12 protein-coding genes are annotated in these 19,941 nt (G+C 72.3%); 9 read left to right on the top strand and 3 right to left on the bottom strand.

Translation table 11 applies throughout. From position 1 onward, the window contains the following. The 4 genes from P1P70_RS10275 to P1P70_RS10260 form a co-directional block, all read left to right on the top strand. Positions 1-1,337 (top strand): tetratricopeptide repeat protein (locus P1P70_RS10275; RefSeq protein ID WP_319236414.1); only part of this gene is annotated, 1,337 nt, incomplete at its 5' end. A gap of 94 nt (positions 1,338-1,431) precedes the next feature. Next, a complete protein-coding gene (locus P1P70_RS10270) occupies positions 1,432-3,030 on the top strand; it encodes an NAD(P)/FAD-dependent oxidoreductase (protein ID WP_319236413.1) in 1,599 nt (532 codons plus the stop codon). A 330-nt stretch (positions 3,031-3,360) separates the two neighbouring features. Further along, positions 3,361-4,473, top strand: coding sequence for an NAD(P)H-dependent flavin oxidoreductase (locus tag P1P70_RS10265; protein ID WP_319236415.1), 1,113 nt, complete (start codon positions 3,361-3,363; stop codon positions 4,471-4,473). Beyond that, on the top strand, positions 4,470-6,080 hold the full coding sequence (locus P1P70_RS10260) for an acyl-CoA synthetase (protein WP_319236411.1): 1,611 nt from the start codon (positions 4,470-4,472) through the stop codon (positions 6,078-6,080). The genes P1P70_RS10265 and P1P70_RS10260 overlap by 4 nt, the downstream gene beginning before the upstream one ends. A 25-nt stretch (positions 6,081-6,105) precedes the next feature. Here P1P70_RS10260 and P1P70_RS10255 read toward each other — a convergent pair whose 3' ends face one another. Next, positions 6,106-6,918 (bottom strand): SAM-dependent methyltransferase, encoded by an 813-nt coding sequence (locus tag P1P70_RS10255; protein ID WP_413471446.1) that lies wholly within the window; start codon positions 6,916-6,918, stop codon positions 6,106-6,108. 99 nt (positions 6,919-7,017) lie between these two features. Next, complete coding sequence (locus tag P1P70_RS10250) at positions 7,018-9,438, bottom strand: penicillin acylase family protein (protein WP_319236407.1); 2,421 nt, start codon at positions 9,436-9,438, stop codon at positions 7,018-7,020. Positions 9,439-9,668: 230 nt separating this feature from the next. Here P1P70_RS10250 and P1P70_RS10245 point away from each other — a divergent pair, with 230 nt between their 5' ends. The 4 genes from P1P70_RS10245 to P1P70_RS10230 all read left to right on the top strand — a co-directional run bounded on the left by P1P70_RS10245 (position 9,669) and on the right by P1P70_RS10230 (position 17,223). Beyond that, complete coding sequence (locus P1P70_RS10245) at positions 9,669-11,168, top strand: acyl-CoA synthetase (protein ID WP_319236405.1); 1,500 nt, start codon at positions 9,669-9,671, stop codon at positions 11,166-11,168. 85 nt (positions 11,169-11,253) lie between these two features. Further along, on the top strand, positions 11,254-12,141 hold the full coding sequence (locus tag P1P70_RS10240; RefSeq protein ID WP_319236403.1) for an alpha/beta hydrolase: 888 nt from the start codon (positions 11,254-11,256) through the stop codon (positions 12,139-12,141). A 184-nt stretch (positions 12,142-12,325) separates the two neighbouring features. Continuing rightward, positions 12,326-13,498 (top strand): hypothetical protein, encoded by a 1,173-nt coding sequence (locus P1P70_RS10235; RefSeq protein ID WP_319236401.1) that lies wholly within the window; start codon positions 12,326-12,328, stop codon positions 13,496-13,498. Between the two features lie 233 nt (positions 13,499-13,731). Further along, a complete protein-coding gene (locus tag P1P70_RS10230) occupies positions 13,732-17,223 on the top strand; it encodes a BTAD domain-containing putative transcriptional regulator (RefSeq protein WP_319236399.1) in 3,492 nt (1,163 codons plus the stop codon). A 21-nt stretch (positions 17,224-17,244) separates the two neighbouring features. On the opposite strand, the gene P1P70_RS10225 is transcribed toward P1P70_RS10230, so the two are convergent. Then, positions 17,245-18,864, bottom strand: a complete 1,620-nt coding sequence (locus P1P70_RS10225) for an acyl-CoA synthetase (protein ID WP_319236397.1) — start codon at positions 18,862-18,864, stop codon at positions 17,245-17,247. 168 nt (positions 18,865-19,032) lie between these two features. Between P1P70_RS10225 and P1P70_RS10220 the strand changes: the two genes are divergently transcribed. Further along, on the top strand, positions 19,033-19,833 hold the full coding sequence (locus tag P1P70_RS10220; protein WP_319236395.1) for a crotonase/enoyl-CoA hydratase family protein: 801 nt from the start codon (positions 19,033-19,035) through the stop codon (positions 19,831-19,833). The last annotated feature ends 108 nt before the right edge of the window (positions 19,834-19,941 follow it).

Here is a 19,941-nt window from a genome sequence, read left to right as displayed (position 1 = left end):
GACGGCCACTGTCGCGCGAACCCCGGCTGCCCTCCTGGACCCGGGGCATGACCACCGGCCACAAGGCCACCGGAACCGGGCCGGGCCTCACCCCGCCGGACCCCTCCGCAGGGCTCACCGGGGACTGGATCGCCCGCCCCGCCACCGGCCGCTTCGCACACCGCGCGCAGGACGAACGTCCCTCCCCGGCAGCGGAGTTGCTCACCACCCTGGCCGGCCGGCACAACGCGGGTCTGAGCCTCGGGCGTCTCGGCCGCTGGACGGAGGCCGGCGAGGTCCACCGGGCGGTCGCGGCCGAACGCGAGCACGCCCTCGGCCCCGACCACCCCGACACCCTCTCCAGCCGCTACGAGGTCGGCTTCACCCTCAGCCGCACGGGCCGCCCCGCCGACGCGCTGCGCGAGTTCACCCACGTGGCCCGCGCCCGCGAGCACGTCCTCGGCCCCGAGCATCCCGAGACCCTCGCCACCCGTCAGGAAATGGCGTACGTACTGGGCCAGTTGGGCCGTCACCTGGAAGCCCACCAGGCCTACACCTCGGTCCTCGCCGTCCGCGAGCGCCTCGCCGGACCCGACCACCCGGACACGCTGCGCTGCCGCCACAACCTGGCCTTCAACCTCAGCAGGCTCGGCCGTCCGGAGGACTCGTACCGCATGGCGGACGAAGTGGCCGACGTCCGCGCCCGGGTGCTCGGCGCCAACCATCCCGACACCCTCGTGACCCGGTACGAGGTCGCCTACGCCCTCGGCCAGTTGGGCCGCTGGCCCGAGGCGCTGCGGACCTACCAGGAGGTCGCCGACGCCCGGGCCCAGGCTCTCGGCCCCGACCACCCCGACACGCTCGCCACCCGCCACGAGGTCGGCATCAGCCTCGGCAGGCTCGGCCGCAGCGCCGACGCGCTCGTCCTCTACCGCTCCCTCGTCGACGACCGCACCCGCGTCCACGGCCCCGCCGACCCCGAGACGCTCCGCGCCCGCCACGGCCTCGGCGTCAACCTCGGCCGCCTCGGCCGCTGGGAGGAGGCCCTCGCCGAGTCCCGTGACGTGTGCGCCCTGCGCGAGCGCGTCCTCGGCCCGGACCACCCCGACACCCTCGTCAGCCGCCGCGAGGTCGCCGTCGGCCTCGGCTGGCTCGGCCGCTGGGCCGACGCCCTCACCGAGTACGGGCGAGTCGCCGGCGCCCGCGAGCGCGTCCTCGGCCCCGACCACCCCGACGCACTCGCCAGCCGCAACGACGAGGCGCACTGCCTCGAACAACTCGGTCGCGGCCAGGAGGCGGTGGAGCTGTACCGACGGGTGGCGGCGTCACGCCGGCGGCTCGCGACCGGCAACCGCTGAGCCCCGCCCACCGGCCCGGACCCGCGGCGGACGCCGTTGATCCGCCTGCCCCTCTCCCCTGGCCGACCTCGATCGACGCGTGTTACCAAGAGCCATGCCTGCCACCCCCGCACCTTCAGCACGGCCCGCACGCCCGAGCGCGCCCGCTCCGCACGACTCCTACGACGCCGTGATCGTCGGAGGCGGTCACAACGGTCTGGTCGCCGCCGCCTATCTCGCGCGCGCGGGCCGTTCCGTCCTCGTGCTGGAGCGGCTGGACCACACCGGCGGAGCCGCCGTCTCCACGCGCCCCTTCGCCGGGGTCGACGCCCGGCTGTCGCGGTACTCCTACCTGGTCAGCCTGCTGCCCCGGAAGATCGTGCGGGACCTGGACCTCGACTTCCGGGTCCGCGGCCGCACGATCTCCTCGTACACGCCCGTCGAACGCGACGGCCGCCCCACCGGCCTCCTCGTCGGCGGAGGCGAGCGCCGCACCCGCGAGGCCTTCGAGCGGCTGACCGGTTCGGGCCGCGAGTACGAGGCCTGGCAGCGGTTCTACGGGATGACGGGCCACGTCGCCGAACGGGTGTTCCCCACGCTCACCGAGCCCCTCCCCACCCGGGACGACCTGCGCCGACGCATCGACGACGAGGAGGCGTGGCGGGTGCTCTTCGAGGAGCCGATCGGCGCCGCCGTCGAGTCGACGTTCACCGACGACCTCGTACGCGGAGTCGTCCTCACCGACGCGCTCATCGGCACCTTCGCGGACGCCCACGACCCCTCGCTGCGCCAGAACCGCTGTTTCCTCTACCACGTGATCGGCGGCGGCACGGGCGCCTGGGACGTGCCCGTCGGCGGCATGGGCGCCCTCACGGACGCGCTGGCCACCGCAGCGCGCGACGCGGGTGCGGTGATCGCCACGGGGCACGAGGTCCGCCGGATCGCCACCGACGGCCGGTCCGCCGAGATCACGTTCCGGACCGCCGACTCGGAGGGCACGGTCGCCGCCCGGCACGTCCTGGTCAACGCCTCGCCGCAGGAGCTGGCCGCCCTGACCGGCGACGCACCGCCCGCTCCGGCCGAGGGCGCCCAGCTCAAGGTGAACATGCTGCTCAAACGGCTCCCGAGGCTCCGGGACGAGTCCGTCGACCCGCACGAGGCCTTCGCCGGGACCTTCCACATCGCCGAGGGGTACGACCAACTGGCGGCCGCCTACGCCCAGGCCGCCTCCGGCTCGCTGCCCGAGGCCCCGCCGTCCGAGATCTACTGCCACTCCCTCACCGATGCGACCATCCTCGGCCCGGACCTGGTGGAACAGGGCTACCAGACGCTCACCCTGTTCGGTCTGCACACCCCCGCGCGACTGTTCGAGCCCGACAACGACGCCGTGCGCGAGGAACTCCTCCGGTCGACCCTCGCCCAGTTGGACGCCCATCTCGCCGAGCCCCTCGCCGACTGCCTGGCCACCGACGCCGACGGCCGCCCCTGCATCGAGGCCAGAACCCCCCTCGACCTGGAACGCGACCTGGGCCTCCCCGGCGGCAACATCTTCCACCGCGACCTCGCCTGGCCCTACGCCCAGGAGGACATGGGCCGCTGGGGCGTAGAGACCCGCCACGCCAACGTCCTGCTGTGCGGCGCGGGCGCGGTGCGCGGCGGCGGGGTGAGCGGAGTGCCCGGCCACAACGCGGCGATGGCGGTCCTGGGGGAGTGAGGCAGGGGCACCCCCGATGGCCCGGGCCATTGTCCGGCCGCCCGACCACCCCTGCCAAACAATCCTCCGTGCGCTGAAATCGATGGCGCGAGCGGCGACGGGGGGCCGTTCACGGGGGAAGTGGCCCTGCTGATTGCCCGCGATCAGCAGGGCCGCGCCCTGAAGGGGTGCGGGGAACTGCGCGACAAGCCCCCACACACCCGCACCCGCCACACAACCTCCCGCCGCACCCCCAAGGCGCGCAAGGCCCCAACACCCCGCTCAGCCAAATCTGACGAGGCATCAGAAAACCCCTTCCCTCGTCCGGAGGACTACGGCATCCTGCGCACCATGCAGACGGAGCTGAGCAACACCCTCGGAGTCCAGTACGCCGTCTTCGGCTTCACCCCGTTTCCCGCGGTCGCCGCCGCCATCAGCCGGGCCGGTGGCTTCGGGGTGCTCGGCGCGGTCCGCTACACGGCCCCCGACGACCTCAAGCGCGACCTCGACTGGATCGAGGCCCACGTCGACGGCAGGCCCTACGGCCTGGACGTCGTGATGCCGGCCAAGAAGGTCGAGGGCGTCACGGAGGCCGACATCGAGGCGATGATCCCGGAGTCGCACCGGCAGTTCGTCAAGGACACCCTCGCCCAGTACGGCGTGCCCGAACTCGCCGAGGGGGAGGCCTCCGGGTGGCGCATCACCGGCTGGATGGAACAGGTCGCCCGCAGCCAGCTCGACGTCGCCTTCGACTACCCGATCAAGCTGCTCGCCAACGCCCTCGGCTCCCCGCCCGCCGACGTCGTCGACCGCGCGCACGCCCGGGGAGTCCTCGTCGCCGCGCTCGCCGGCAGCGCCCGCCACGCCCGCAAACACGCGGACGCCGGCATCGACATCGTCGTGGCCCAGGGCTACGAGGCCGGCGGCCACACCGGCGAAATCGCCTCCATGGTGCTGACCCCCGAAGTCGTCGACGCGGTCGCCCCGTTGCCGGTGCTCGCCGCCGGAGGCATCGGCAGCGGACAGCAGGTCGCCGCCGCCCTCGCGCTGGGCGCCCAGGGCGTCTGGCTCGGCTCGCTCTGGCTCACCACGACCGAGGCCGAACTGCCCTCGCCCCGGCTGATCGAGAAGCTGCTCGCCGCCGGCTCCGGCGACACCGTCCGCTCCCGTGCCCTCACCGGCAAACCCGCCCGCCAGCTCCGTACCGAATGGACCGACGCCTGGGACGACCCGGCCGGACCGGGCACCCTGCCCATGCCCCTCCAGGGCCTGCTCGTCGCCGAGGCGGTGTCCCGCATCCAGAAGTACGAGGTGGAGCCGCTGCTCGGCACCCCGGTCGGGCAGATCGTCGGCCGGATGAACAGCGAACGCAGCGTCCGTGCCGTCTTCGACGACCTCACCCGGGGCTTCGAGGAGGCCGTGGACCGCATCAACCGGATCGCCGGAAGGAGCGAGGGACAGTGAGCCAAGCCCCCCAAGGCCAAGCCTCCCAGGGCCAAGCCCCCCAAGGCCAAGCCCCCCGAAGCCAACCTCCGCAGGGTTTCTGGGCCCAGGCCACCGCGGACCCCGACCGCACGGTGCTCATCGCGCCCGACGGGGACGGATGGACCGCCGGACGGCTGCACGCCGAGACCAACCGGCTGGTCCACGGACTGCGCGCGGCCGGACTGGAACGCGGCGACGCCTTCGCGGTGGTCCTGCCCAACGGCGTCGAGTTGCTCGTCGCCTACCTGGCGGCCACGCAGGCCGGCTTCTACCTCGTGCCCGTCAACCACCACCTCGTGGGCCCCGAGATCGCCTGGATCGTCTCCGACTCGGGCGCCAAGGTGCTCATCGCGCACGAGCGGTTCGCCGAAGCCGCCCGGAACGCCGCCGACGAGGCGAAGCTCCCCGAGAACCGGCGGTACGCGGTCGGTACGGTCGAGGGCTTCCGTCCGTACGCCGAACTCACGGACGGGCAGCCGGAGTCGGCGCCCGCGGAGCGCACCCTCGGCTGGGTCATGAACTACACCTCGGGCACCACCGGACGCCCTCGGGGCATCCGACGCCCGCTCCCCGGCAAGCTCCCCGAGGAGTCCTACCTCGGCGGCTTCCTCGGCATCTTCGGCATCCGGCCGTACGACGACAACGTCCACCTGGTCTGCTCGCCGCTCTACCACACGGCCGTCCTGCAGTTCGCCGGCGCGTCGCTGCACATCGGGCACCGGCTGGTGCTGATGGACAAGTGGACGCCCGAGGGAATGCTCCGCGCCATCGACACCCACCGCTGCACGCACACCCACATGGTGCCCACCCAGTTCCACCGGCTCCTCGCGCTCCCGCAGGAGGTGCGCGCCCGCTACGACGTGTCGTCCATGCGGCACGCCATCCACGGAGCAGCGCCCTGCCCGGACCATGTGAAGCGGGCCATGATCGAGTGGTGGGGCGAGTGCGTCGAGGAGTACTACGCGGCCAGCGAGGGCGGTGGTGCCTTCGCCACCGCCGAGGACTGGCTGAAGAAGCCCGGCACGGTCGGCAAGGCCTGGCCCATCAGCGAGCTCGCGGTCTTCGACGACGACGGCAACCGGCTGCCGCCCGGTGAACTCGGCACCGTGTATATGAAGATGAGCACCGGCGGCTTCTCGTACCACAAGGACGAGGGCAAGACGCGGAAGAACCGCATCGGGGACTTCTTCACCGTCGGTGACCTCGGTCTCCTCGACGAGGACGGCTATCTGTTCCTCCGGGACCGCAAGATCGACCTGATCATCTCCGGCGGCGTCAACATCTACCCCGCCGAGATCGAGGCCGCCCTGCTCACCCATCCCGCCGTCGCCGACGCCGCCGCCTTCGGCATCCCGCACGACGACTGGGGCGAGGAGCCCAAGGCCGTGGTCGAACCGGCCCCCGGATTCACCCCGGGGCCGGTCCTGGCCGAGGAGATCCTCGCCCACTGCGCCCGCCGACTGGCCGGCTACAAGCGACCGCGAAGCGTCGACTTCACCGATGCGATGCCCCGCGACCCCAACGGCAAGCTCTACAAACGGCGACTGCGCGAACCGTACTGGGAGGGCCGGGAAAAGGCCGTCTGAATCTCCGCCGGCGCCGCCGTCGGTGTCACGGTTTGCGTGCGACCCCGCCCAGGGCGATGACCTCGCCGTGGACCGGGGTCGCGGGGCCGGGGCGCCAGTCGTTCAGCGGCACCACCCCGGGGTCCTGCAGCTCCAACCCGTCGAAGAACCCGGCGAGTTCGGCGGGGCTGCGCAGGTAGTAGGGGACCGCGCCGCTCTCGTTGTAGCGACGGGTGGCCTCGGCGTTCGCCTCGTGCGTGTCCACGCTGTCGTTGAACGCGAACCAACTCCCCGACGGCAGCGCGCCCATCAGGGCACCGACGATGGCGCGCGCCTCGGCGTAGTCGGCGATGTGGCCGCTGACCTGCATCATCGTCAGCGCGACCGGTTGGGACAGATCGAGCGTCCGCGCGGCCTGTCGCAACACGGTCGCGGGGTCGTGCAGATCGGAGTCGACGTAGTCGGTCGCCCCCTCGGGCGTGCTGGTGAGGAGTGCCCGCGCGTGGGTGAGGACCAGCGGGTCGTTGTCCACGTAGACGACCCGCGCGTCCGGGGCCGTCCGCTGGGCGATCTCGTGCGTGTTGTCCGCCGTCGGCAGTCCGGTGCCGATGTCGAGGAACTGGCGTATCCCCGCCTCACCGGCGAGGAAGGTGACCGCGCGGCCGAGGAACGCCCGGGAGTCGCGGGCGAGATCGGTGATGCCGGGGAACACCGCGCGGAAGGCGTCGCCGGCCGCGTGGTCGACCGGGTAGTTGTCCTTGCCGCCCAGCCAGTAGTTCCAGATCCGGGCCGAGTGCGGAACCGACGTGTCGATCATGGCCGTCGAATCCGTCTCCCGACGTAACGAGTCCTGCGTCACCGAGGGGCCTCCTCACGAGGAACAGTTATATGCCCATGGCATGAGTGCTGCCAGAAGAATGGTGCCGCCCCGAAGCGGGGCGGCACCACACCCCCTCGCTCATTGGCTCACACGCACCACCTTCAGCTTCGGCGAGGACAGGATGTCCTTCTCGCAGAACCGGGAGGTCACCCACTTCTCTGCCGAGAACAGCCGCGTCTGGTCCAGGTAGTGGGGTGAATTCGGGTTCGAGGACTGCGAGTACGTCAGCAGCGTGCGGGCCACCGGGCAGCGGCCGCCGTCCCAGCCGACCGCCTGGATGTGGCTGGAACCCGACGAGACCTCCGGGTAGTCACCTTCGGCCCCGCGCCACGCCGACTCGATCTTGTTCCACACGCCCAGCGACTCCGTGCCGCCGGACACCGGGATGCGCAGCCCGTTCCGTACGACGAACTGGTGGTCGCCGAGTTTCGCGTCCAACGCGATGCCCGCCGCCCGCAGTTCCGTCACCGTCTCCGCCAAAGCCGTCCCGAAGCCGGGCGCGTCGGTGTTGAGCGTGTTCGGGGTGTTGACCGGGTCAGCCGCCGAGAACGGCACCTTCCACAACTGCGGGCGCGGCACCACGGTGTTCAGCCGCCGCCAGAACCGGTCGAAGAGCAGCGCGCCCCGGCTGTCGCTGTCGACGGTCCGGTCCCAGGTCCGCAGCACCCGGCACGCCTCGGACACGTCCACCACCTCACCGTCACTGGCCGTCGCCGTCCCGCCGGGCAGCGCGGCACACGCCCGTGCCACGTCGTCGGCCGCGAGATCGGCCGCGGGCACCCGATTCGCGAACTGCTGCCGCTGGAGATCGCGTACCGTCAGACCGCCCCTGTCGGCCATGGCCGCCACGTCCTCGATCGCGCCACGGGTCCGCAGCGACCGCTGGGTGCCGACATTGCCGAAGACCCGCTCGTACCCCGTCAGCGGCTGATCCGCGTTGGCAAGCCACGCGCTGTCGTTGCTGTTCTCGGCGTATGGCGCGTCCTTCAGCGTCGGCATCTTCGCGGGCCCGAAGATGCCCGGCTGCACGGCGTCGGCGTCGTTGCCGAGCGCGCAGTCCGAGCGGGAGCCGTCCAAAATCGCGACGCCCGCCGACGGATAGGTGGCCCTGCCCAGCGGTGTCGAGCAGCGGGCCGCGAGGTCGTCGGTGATCCGGGGGAGGGTCTGCGACTGGGTGAACAGCGTGTGGCCGGCGGAGTCGGCCGCGACGGTGTTCACCCACGGCAGGCCCTGGTGCCGGGCGAGGGACTTCAGGACGTCCACCGTGCCACGCGCCCGGGCGAAGCCCAGCGAGGTGTCGGTGAAACGGATGTTCGCCGCGTTGGGGTCGTGCACGGCGTACGCGGTCCCGGCCGTCCAGGGCAACGGCAGCTCGGCACCGAGCGAGGCGACGACCGGGCCGTACCGCGTCCACCACTGGGTGCGGGTGACCGGGGAGCCGTCCTTCACCCCGACGGTGACCGTCCGCTTCGTCATCCGCTCCGGCCTGCCGTCCACCAGATACGTGGTGGGGTCGGCCGGGTCCAGCGTCAGCTGATGCACGTTCATGGGAACGCCGGTGGCCACGGTGTGGCTCCAGGCCACCTTCGCGTTGAACCCGATCTGGGTGATCGGCGAGCCGAGCAGTGCCCCGCCGGAGACGTTCAGCTCACCGGGGATCGTCTGCTGTGCCTGCCAGAAGCGGCGCCCGCCGGCCCACGGGTAGTGCGGGTTGCCCAGCAGCAGACCCCGGCCGTTCGCCGTGGTACCCCCGCCGAAGGCGACGGCGTTCGACCCCATGTCGGCGTTCGCGGCGTCGAACAGCTCGCTCGCGGCGCGGGCGGCGGTCTTCGGGTCCGGGGCGGCGGCCGTGGCCGGGGCACCTGCGGCGGGCGGCTGCGCCGTGGTGATGGGGTCCACGAGCCGCCCCTCGCCGCCGAGCACGGCCAGGGCGTACGCCCGTGAGAACACGTCGAGCGTGGAGACCGGCCGCACCCAGGCGGCGCCCTTGCACGCGGGGTCGCTGATCCGGTTCTTCCTCAGCCACGCGTTGTAGCCGGCCGCCCAGCCCCGCATCAGCTCCTTGACCGCGCGGCTCGGCCCCAGCGGCTCGGGCTGCTCCAGCAGCCGCTGTACGGTGCCGGCGTCCCGGACCCCCTGGAAGTACAGGTCGCTCGTGAGGTTCCTGGAGGCGGAGGAGAGCGAGAAGTCGGGGGCGGCGTCGGGCCCGAAGTGGCGGGAGCGCTCCCCGCGCACGGTCACGAAGCCGTCGGCGAGTACGCACACCTGGTCGGCGGCCTGCGCCCAGCCGGTGCCGAAACCGAGGTTCGCGTAATCCTTCGCGACGATGTGCGGTATGCCGTACTCGGTGTAGCGGATCACGGCGGACAGACCGCCGTGGGACGTGCGCTGCCCACCGGCCCGCCCGTCGTCGGTGGCGGCGGTGGCCGAGGGCAGTGCTGTCGAGGCGGTGAACAGGGCGACGGCCGAGACCAGCAACTGTCTCAGACGGGTGCGCATGGCGACTCCCAACGTCGTTGGAGGAAGGAAGGGTTGAGCATGTCGACACGTGTCCGCGTAGTCCATACGGGTGCGGGATCCTCCCTCAAGGTGACTGACCGTCCGCAGGCCGGGGTTGAGCGACTTCGCGCCATGCGCGCCGGACACCGCCCGGGGGACCGATGCGCTTGACCTGGCTCGCGCGACGCGACGAGGATCGCGAACAGAACCTGGACGAAGGAGAGCGGGACATGACGGCTGGTCGCAGCGTGACGGTCGACGGGACGCTGCGGCGCAGCGCCCGGCGGACCCCCGCCCGCGTCGCGATCCACTACGGCGAACGGTCCTGGACCTACGCCGAACTGGACGACGCCGTCTCCCGCGCCGCCCGCGCCCTGCGCGACACCGGCCTCGCACCGGGCGACCGGGTCGCCGCTTTCGGCCACAACTCGGACGCCTACCTCATCGCCTTCCTGGGCGCCGCCCGAGCCGGCCTGGTGCACGTCCCCGTCAACCAGAACCTCACCGGGGACGACCTCTCCTACCTCCTCGACCAGTCCGGCAGCACCCTCGTCCTCACCGACCCGGACCTGGCCGGCCACCTCCCCGACGGCACCCGCACCCTGGCGCTGCGCGACACGGACGACTCGCTCCTGGCCCGTCTCGCGACCACCCAGCCGTACGACGGCGAGGAGCCCCGGGCCGAGGACCTGGTCCAACTGCTCTACACCTCGGGCACCACCGCGCTCCCCAAGGGCGCGATGATGACGCACCGCGCGCTGGTGCACGAGTACCTCAGCGCCATCGCCGCCCTGGACCTCCAGGCGGGCGACCTGCCCGTGCACTCCCTGCCGCTCTACCACTCCGCGCAGATGCACGTCTTCCTGGTGCCGTACCTCGCGGTCGGGGCCACCAACACGATCCTCGACGGGCCCGACGGCGACCGGATCCTCGACCTGGTGGAGGAGGGCCGCGCCGACAGCCTCTTCGCCCCACCGACGGTGTGGATCGCGCTCACCAACCGCCCCGACTTCGACACCCGCGACCTCGGCGGGCTGCGCAAGGCCTACTACGGGGCGTCGATCATGCCGGTGCCCGTCCTCGAACGCCTCAGGGAGCGCCTGCCGAAGCTGGCCTTCCACAACTGCTTCGGGCAGAGCGAGATCGGCCCGCTGGCCATGGTCCTCGGTCCGTACGAGCACAAGGGCCGGCTGGACTCCTGCGGGCGTCCCGTCATGTTCGTCGAGGCCAAGGTCGTCGACGAGGACGGAGAGGAGGTCCCCGACGGCTCGCCCGGCGAGATCGTCTACCAGTCGCCCCAACTCTGCGAGGGCTACTGGGAGAAGCCGGAGGAGACCGCCGAGGCCTTCCGCGACGGCTGGTTCCACTCCGGGGACCTCGCCGTGCGGGACGCCCACGGGTTCTTCACCGTCGTCGACCGGGTGAAGGACGTCATCAACTCCGGAGGCGTCCTGATCGCCTCCCGACAGGTCGAGGACGCCCTCTACGCCCACGACCGGGTGGCCGAGGTCGCGGTGATCGGCCTGCCCGACGACCACTGGATCGAGGCCGTCGCGGCGGTCGTCGTCCCCCGGGGCGAGGCGACCGAGGACGAACTGATCGCCCACGCCCGCGAGAAGCTCCCCCACTTCAAGGCACCGAAGCGGGTCTTCTTCGTGGACGAACTACCGCGCAACGCCAGCGGAAAGATCCTGAAGCGCGAACTGCGGGACCGCTTCGCGGAGAGCTGATCGCGCCCCGGCCGCGGAGACCGACACCGCCCGCACCGGTGAGCTCCGTTGCGGCGGACCTCGCCCGCCCCCGAAGATCGTCGCCATGCCGACCTTCACCACCCCCGACGGAACCGAACTCGCCTACCACCCGCGCGGCGAGGGAGCCCCGCTGATCGCCCTCCCCGGCGGAGCCATGCGCGCCTCCGCCTACCTGGGCGACCTCGGCGGCCTCACCGACCGCCGCCGCCTGATCCTGCTGGACCTCAGGGGCACCGGCGACTCCGCTATCCCCGCCGATCCGGCGACGTACCGGTGCGACCGGCAGGTCGACGACGTGGAGGCACTCCGCCTCCACCTGGGCCTCGACCGCATGGACCTGCTCGCCCACTCGGCCGGCGGCAACCTGGCCATGCTGTACGCGGCCCGGTACCCGGAGCGGGTCTCCCGCCTCGCCCTGATCACCGCCACCCCCTGGGCGGTGGGCCTGCCGGTGACCGTCGAGGACCGTCTCACCGCCGCCCGTCTCCGTGAGGGCGAACCGTGGTTCGCGCAGGCCTACGCCGCCTTCGAGGCGGCCTGGGCCGGCCGGGGCCCCTTCGACGACGCCATGATGCCGTTCTTCTACGGCCGTTGGGACGACACCGCCCGCGCCCACATGTCCGCCGAGGAGGACCAGACCAACGACGAGGCGTCCGCCGTCTACGGCTCCGTGGGTGCCTACGACCCGCCCGCCACCCGCGCCGCGCTCGCCGCACTGCCGGCTCCGGTCCTGGTGTACGCGGGCGAACTCGACACCGGCCCCACGCCCGACCTCGCCCGCCGTGCGGCCGGCCTCTTCCCGGACGCGCGGTTCACGGTCCAGCCCGGCGGCGGGCACTTCCCGTGGCTCGACGACCCGGAGTCCTTCGCCGGCAGTGTGACGGCCTTCCTGGACGGGCGGTGCGCACCCGTCCCGGAGCGTCGCGACATCCGCTCCGGGCGAGCGTCGTGACGTTCGCTCACACGGTTGCCCCTCTTCTGCCGCCCCGCCTTCCCGTTCTTGCCGGTCGGGAACGTCTGTGCAGGTCGGAGGGGGCCTGATGGGTACAGAACGGCTCCAGCGGCGCTGACCCACCCGATTCCTAACGTGGGGAACACGGCCGGCACCCGCCGGCCCCCACGACCAAGGAGACGACATGGCCCTCAGGAACCGGATGGCACGACTGCGTCCCGCACTCGCCCCCGTGACCCTCGCGATGCTGACCGCCTGCCTCATGGCACCCGCACCGGCGAGCGCCGGCGACGTGAACTTCAAGCAGGGCAGACAGGTCGGACTGGCTACCGTCACCAGCGAGGACGGCGTGCGGCGGCCCGTCGAGTTCGCCATCGACGACAGCGGCGACATGTGGGAGTTCGACCGACTGGGCTCCTACTGGACCAGGACGAACCGGGGCACGCCGACCAAGGCGAACGGCGATCGCATCGGCATCCGGGCGGGCGCCGGCGTGATGGGCGTCGATCGGGGCGTCCGGGCCTACGTCGTCGCCGAGGACGGCAATCTGTGGGAGTTCCAGCACGACGGCAGGTCCTTCGGGTGGACGAAGCTCGCGCGCCCCCAAGGCTCCGGGGAGCTGCGAGGCGCCCTCGGTACCGAGGTGGACGGCGACGGAGCGCGGCTGGTGGTGGTGAGGGACAAGAACAACCGGCTGTGGCAGTACAAGAACGGCAAGGGCGTCTGGGAGACGGAGGACATGGGCAAGATGCCCGCCGTCGGCGATCAGGTGCTGGAGAAGGAGGCCGGACTCGGGACCTTCCGCGGCGGTGCCTACGCCTTCACCATCAGCAACCGCAACGTCCTGTGGTCCGTGCACAAGACGCTCGACGACAGGTGGACCTGGTTCTCCTGGGGCACGCCGTTCCAGGACGACGATCCCGAATGGTCCTCCCTGGGCGTCATCTCGTACCGGGAGCAGAACGACCTGCACGTCTTGATGCAGGCCAACAACGGTCGTGTCTGGCGGGTCTCCTGGGACGAGGCGGTGAAGAGCGGGGCGTGGAAGGAATTCGGGGCACCGGCCTCCCCGCTGGCCGTCGGGAACGGAGGCGGCGCCGCGGCGATCCCCGGCGGCGAGCAGGTCACCGTACTCGGTCGGGACGGCAAGTTGAGGAACACGATCAACGGCCACATGCCCTCCGCCTCCTGGTACGGGACGAACACTCCGCAGAACGTCACCCTGCTCAAGGAACTGGGTTCCCGGAACGTGGCGAACGACAGCTACACCTTCACCGTGGACGGCGACGGGGACGTCTGGGTCGCCCGATTCACCCCCGGCAGCCTCGAGTGGAAGTGGACGGAGATCGCCGACTGATCCACCCCGCCGTGCCACCCCGGTCACCCACCGCCCCGGCCCGACACCGCCACGACCCGCGACGGAATCACCCGTCGCGGGTCGTCGCCACGCGACATGCCCCCGAGCGCTTCGCACACCCGTGCTGTTGGCCCTATGATGTGACGTCAACATCACTGCTGGCGGGGCGAGTTGGGCGCTCGACCGGCGTTCTCACCCCCGGGTCGGCAGCGCACCGGAGGGGGACGGGCGCAGTGGGGCGTACTCCTGAGCAGCTGGGGACGTGGCTTCGCGACCATCGTGAGCGACTGGGGCTGAGCCAGCTCCAGCTGGCCGAACGCGCCGGGGTCAGCACACGCAGCATCCGAGAGATCGAGCGCGGCCGGGCACCGGCACGGGGCAGCCGGTCGGCCCGGCGCGTCGCCGCCGCGCTGGGCCTGGAAGCCGCGATGGACGCCGATGAGGCGCATCGCGACGGTGACGTCCTGCGGGTCGGGGTGCTCGGGCCGTTGACGCTCCGCGTCTCCGGCGCGCCCGTGGACGTGGCGGCGGCCAAACAGCGGGACCTGCTCGGCCTGTTGGCCCTGCAGCCGGGAGTCTCCGTGGGCCAGGACGAACTGGTCGACATCCTCTGGGACGGCAGTCCGCCCGCCACCTGCGTCAACCTGGTCCACACCTACGTCGCCCGGCTGCGCCGACTCCTCGCCCCGGCGGCCGGAGCACGCGCGGCATCGGACGCGGTGCTGCGCCGCACCCGAACCGGCTATCAACTCAGCCTGGAACAGGGCCAGTCGGACGCCGCAGAGTTCACCGGGATCGCGCTGGCGACGGCGGACGACACGCCGCGGGAGACGGTTCTCCGGGCCTCTACGGGGCTGGGCCTGTGGCGGGGGGCCGTCCTCGCGGACGCCCCGCACTCCGTGCGCGAACACCCGGCCGCGGTGTCGCTCACCCGGCTGCGGATGTCGCTGGTCCAGGCCTACGCCGACGGAGCCCTGACGCTGGGCAGACCGGCGGACGCCCTCCACGAACTGCAGAAGGCCGCCGACCTCGACCCGATGCACGAAGGTGTCCACGCCCGGATGATGCTGGCGCTCGCCGCTTCGGGCCAGCAGGCTGCCGCGCTCGGGCTGTTCGGGATGCTGCGCACGCGGCTGGACGACCAGCTCGGGGTCGCCCCCGGACCCGAGGTGACCGAGGCCCACCTGCGCGTCCTGCGCATGGACCTGCCCCGCCCGGCCGGCGCCGCACCGGCGGCGGTCGCCTCGCCCGTGGCGCCCGCCCTGCTGCCGTACGACATCCCGTTCTTCACCGGCCGTGACGAGCAACTGGCCCGGCTCGACGCCCTGCTCGCGGGACCGGGCACCCGGACCTGCGTGCTCTCCGGCGCCGCCGGTATCGGCAAGACCGCCCTCGCGGTGCACTGGGCACACCGGATCCGCGACCAATTCCCCGACGGGCAGCTCTTCGTGGACCTGCGCGGACACGCGCCGGGGGCGGCACCGCTGCGTCCGGTCGAGGCACTGGCCCGGTTCCTGATGGCACTCGGTGTGGCGGGCGAACGGATTCCGGGCACCCCCGAGGCCGCCGCCGACATGTACCGGACCCTCGCCGCCGGGCGTCGCATGCTGGTCGTCCTCGACAACGCCATCGACGTGGACCAGGTCAGACCACTGCTGCCCGGCGGGCGCGACTGCCTGGTCCTCGTCACCAGCCGCGACCGGCTGGCCGGACTGTCCGTCCGCGACGGCGCCGACCGACTCGCGGTGGACCTCCTGACGGCCCCGGAGTCCCGGCTGCTGCTGACTCGTACCCTCGGCAGGGCCCGCGTCGAGGCCGAGTCGGACGCCGCCGCCGCGCTCGCCGACGCCTGTGGCCACCTGCCGCTCGCCCTGCGGATCTGCGCCGCCAACCTGGACCACGCGCCCCGGCGCACCCTCAGGAACCAGGCCGAGGAACTGTCCGGCGGGGACCGGCTGGGCCTGCTGTCCGTGGAAGGGGACGCCGCCTCCGCCGTACGCACCGCCTTCAGCCTCTCCTACCACGCCCTGTCGGACCCGCTCCGGCGGACGTTCCGGCTGCTGGCCCTGGTGCCCGGCCCCGACATCGGCATCGAGGCGGTGGCCGTCCTCACCGGCACCAGCCGGCGCGAGGCGTCCCGGCTGCTGGACCGGCTCAGCACGGCCCACCTGCTGTACGAGCACCGGTCCGGACGGTACCGCTGCCACGACCTGCTGACGCTGTACGCGGCCGAGCGGCTGCGCCTGGAGGAGAACACGGCCGACCGGGAGTCGGCCGCCGCCAGGCTCTACGCGTGGCTGCTGGCCGCGGTGAACCGCTGTGCGCGCCTGCTCTACCCGGGCACGCAGCGCATGCCCGGCGCGTCCGACGAGACGGCGGTGACCGCCCCTACCGCGGCCCCGCCGGTCCTGGAGAACGCCACCGCCGCCGCGCGCTGGCTCGACGCCGAACTGCCGGGCCTCGCCGCGGCGGTCCACCGGGCCGCGGCCGAGGGGCACCCGGCGGCCTGGCGCATCGCCGACGGACTGCGCGGCTGTGCCTGGACCCGGCGCCACACCGTGGACTGGGTGGCGCTGGGGGAGGCCGCGCTGGCCGCCGCCCGCACGGCGAAACAGCCGCTCGCCGAGGCCGCCGTGCACAACCTGCTCGGTGACGCCCACCTCCAGCAGGGCCACTCGGACGAGTCGATCGCCCACTACGAGCTGCTGCTGACGGCGGCCGAAGCCGCCAACTGGCTGGAGGGCGCCGCCACCGCGCACAACAACATCAGTACCGTCGCACAGACCAGCGGGCGGCTGCGGCTGGCGGCCGAGCACCTGGACCGGGCCATGGACATCGACCGGCGCAACGGTCTGCCGCAGGGACACCCCGTGGTGCTGGACAACCTCGGCCACACCTTCCGCGAGCTGGGCCGACTGGAGGAGGCCCTGGACTGCCACCGCCGAGCGGCGGACCTCCACCCGGAACTCGGCTCGCGGATCAACCAGTTGCTCAACGCGACGGACCTGCTCCAGGTGCGCCACCTGTTGGGGGACACCGGGTGGGCGAGCCAGCAACTGGACGGCCTCCTGCGCAGGGCCCACGACGTGGGGGACCCCGACACCGAGGCGTTCGTCCTCCGCCTGACGGCCTGGATCCGGGGGGACACGGGAGACCTCGCGGGCGCGCTGGAGGCGGCCACCGCCTCCGTCGGCCTGAGTGACGAGACCGCCGACGAGCACAACAGCGCCAGTTCCCGGATCGTGTTCGGCGGGACGCTGCTGGCCGTCGGCCGTCGTGCCGAGGCGGAGACGGCCTACCAGGAGGCCCTGGCGCTGGCGCGGGGACGCGACGCCCGCGACCTCGAGGCACGCGCCCTGCTCGGGCTGGCGTCCGTCCCCGTTCCCACCGACCGCGGACGGGCGAGGGCCGCACTCGAGCTGGCCCACCGTTCGGAGTACCGCCTGGTCGAGGACCAGGCACTGACGGTGCTCGCCCGCTGCGGACTGGAGCACGGGGAGCCGCACACCGCCGTGGAGTACGGAACCCGGGCCCTCGCGGCACACCGGGCGAGCGGTTACCGCAGGGGGCAGGCGGAGGCCCTGGAGATCCTCGGCCGGGCCGCGGCGACGGCCTCCGGCGCCGACCCGTCGCCGTACTGGACCGAGGCCCTGGAGATTTTCGACGCCCTCGGCGCCCCCGCGGCCACGGCCCTGCGGCACCGGCTGGCCGCCGGGCGGACCTGACCGTGACGGAGCCGCACGCGGTCAGTGGTCGTCCGCCACCGCCACCGAGCGCGCCCAGCGGTAGTCCGCCTTGCCGCTGGGGGACCGCTGGATGGTGTCGGTGAGCACCAGCTGGCGGGGGATCTTGTAGCCGGCGAGACGGGTGCGGCAGTGGGTCTGGATGTCCTCCAGCGACGGCCGGGCGGCCCCCTCGCGCAGCTGCACCACGGCGGCGACATGGTTGCCCCACCGGACGTCCGGCACCCCGGCGACCAGCGCGTCGTAGACGTCGGGGTGGGCCTTGAGCGCCTGTTCGACCTCCTCCGGATACACCTTCTCGCCACCGGTGTTGATGCACTGCGAACCCCGGCCGAGGACCGTGACGACACCCTCCTCGTCGACGGTCGCCATGTCACCGAGGAGCACCCAGCGCTCGCCGTCCCGCTCGAAGAAGGTCTCGGCGGTCTTCCTCGGGTCGTTGTAGTAGCCGAGGGGGACATGGCCGCGCTGTGCCACCCGGCCCGGCACGCCGACCGGGACGGGCTCGTACGTCGCCGGGTCCACGACCTCCGTACGGGAGTGGACGCGGATACGGAAACCGTCGCCGGCGCCCGCGTCCTGCGTGGCCGTGCCGTTGAAACCGGACTCCGACGACCCGAAGTTGTTCAGCAGCATGGCGTTCGGCACCAGTGCCTGGAACTCCCGCCGGACCGTCTCCGACATGATCGCCCCGGACGACGACACGCTGAACAGCGACGAGCAGTCGGTGCCCTTCATCGGGCCGCCCAGCGCGTCGATGAGCGGGCGCAGCATCGCGTCGCCGACCAGCGACACACTGGTGACCTTCTCCTTCTCGATCGTGCGCAGGACCTCCTCGGGCACGAACTTGCGGTGGATCACCACCCGCTGCCCGAAGTTGAACCCGATGAACGCGGTGAGCGTCGACGTGCCGTGCATCAGCGGGGCCGTGGGGAAGAACGTGATCCCGTCGCCCCCGGCGGCGACCCGCTCGGCCAGCTCCTCCGGCGACTTCACCGGTTCCCCGGTCGGCGCTCCGCCCCCCAACCCCGAGAAGAACAGATCTTCCTGACGCCACATCACCCCCTTGGGCATGCCCGTCGTGCCGCCGGTGTAGATGATGAACTGGTCGTCGCCCGAGCGGGCCGGGAAGCCCCGTCCGTCGGACGCGGCGGCCTCCGCCTCGGTGAAGGTGACGGCGTCGAGGGCGGGCGCGTCCGGCGCGGGGGTCCCCACCCGCACCAGGTGCCGCAGCTTCTCCGTGCGCGGCAGCGCGGCCGCCACCCGCCCCGTGAACTCCGCGTCGAAGACCAGACCGGCCAGGTCCGCGTCCCGGTAGAGGTAGACCAACTCCTCTTCCAGGTAACGGTAGTTGACGTTGACCGGCACGATCCGCGCCTTGAGGCAGCCGAGCGCGGTCTGCAGATACTCGATGCCGTTGTAGAGGTGCAGACCGACGTGCTCGCCGGGCTCGATCCCCCGGTCGAGCAGATGATGGCCGATCCGGTTCGCCGCCGCGTCCAGTTCCGCGTAGGTGAGCCGGCGTTCCCCGCCCGTACCGGGGAGGTCGAGGTACGCGAGCGCCGCCCGGTCGGGGACCACGTCGACGACCGACTCGAACAGGTCGGCAAGGTTGTACTCCACCGCACTCCTCCTGACCCCGCTGCCCCTCGGTTGCCGGTCATCAGAGCAAAGGGCGGCACAACTGTGAAGAGTCCCCGCACAGAAATCTGACTGTCTGTCAGAAAACCCTTGAAGTGCCGACCCGCCTCCTGCAACCTGTTCTCGTTTCCTGTGGACGGAGGACACCCGATGGGCGGCACCGAACACCTCACCGTGCGACGCGCAGGCGCCACACTGGTGCTCACGCTCAACAGGCCCGAGGCCAAGAACGCGCTCTCGCTGCCGATGCTGGTCGGCCTGTACGACGGCTGGGTCCAGGCCGACGAGGACGAGGAGGTCCGCTCGATCGTCCTCACGGGAGCCGGCGGCGACTTCTGCGCCGGGATGGACCTGAAGGCCCTCGCGGGCAAGGGGATGGAGGGGCAGCAGTACCGGGACCGGCTCAAGGCCGACCCCGACCTGCACTGGAAGGCGATGCTCCGCCACCACCGGCCCCGCAAGCCGGTCATCGCCGCGGTCGAGGGGCACTGTGTCGCCGGCGGCACGGAGATCCTCCAGGGCACGGACATCCGCGTCGCGGGGGAATCGGCGACGTTCGGCCTCTTCGAGGTCAGGCGCGGCCTCTTCCCCATCGGCGGCTCCACGGTCCGCCTCCAGCGGCAGATCCCCCGGACACACGCCCTGGAGATGCTGCTCACCGGTCGGCCCTACAGCGCGCGCGAGGCCGCCGGGATCGGTCTCGTCGGGCATGTCGTGGCCGACGGCGCCGCCCTGACCAAGGCCCTGGAGATCGCCGAACAGATCAACGCGTGCGGGCCACTGGCCGTGGAGGCGGTGAAGGCGTCCGTGTACGAGACGGCCGAGATGACCGAGGCGGAAGGGCTGGCCGCCGAGTTGAAGCGGGGGTGGCCGGTCTTCGACACGGCCGACGCGAAGGAGGGGGCTCGTGCCTTCGCCGAGAAGCGGGCCCCTGTGTACAAGCGGGCGTAGGTGTACTGCTCGGGGAAATTGTGATTCGGCCGCGGCTGGGTGGGGCTTCTCGCGCCCACGCGGCAGAGCCGCATATGGACAACGCCCCGCGCCCCTGAAGGGGCGCTT

This window comes from Streptomyces sp. MB09-02B, assembly GCF_033794485.1.
In the GTDB taxonomy this organism is placed as follows: Bacteria; Actinomycetota; Actinomycetes; order Streptomycetales; family Streptomycetaceae; genus Streptomyces.
This window is presented reverse-complemented; position numbering and strand designations above follow the sequence as displayed.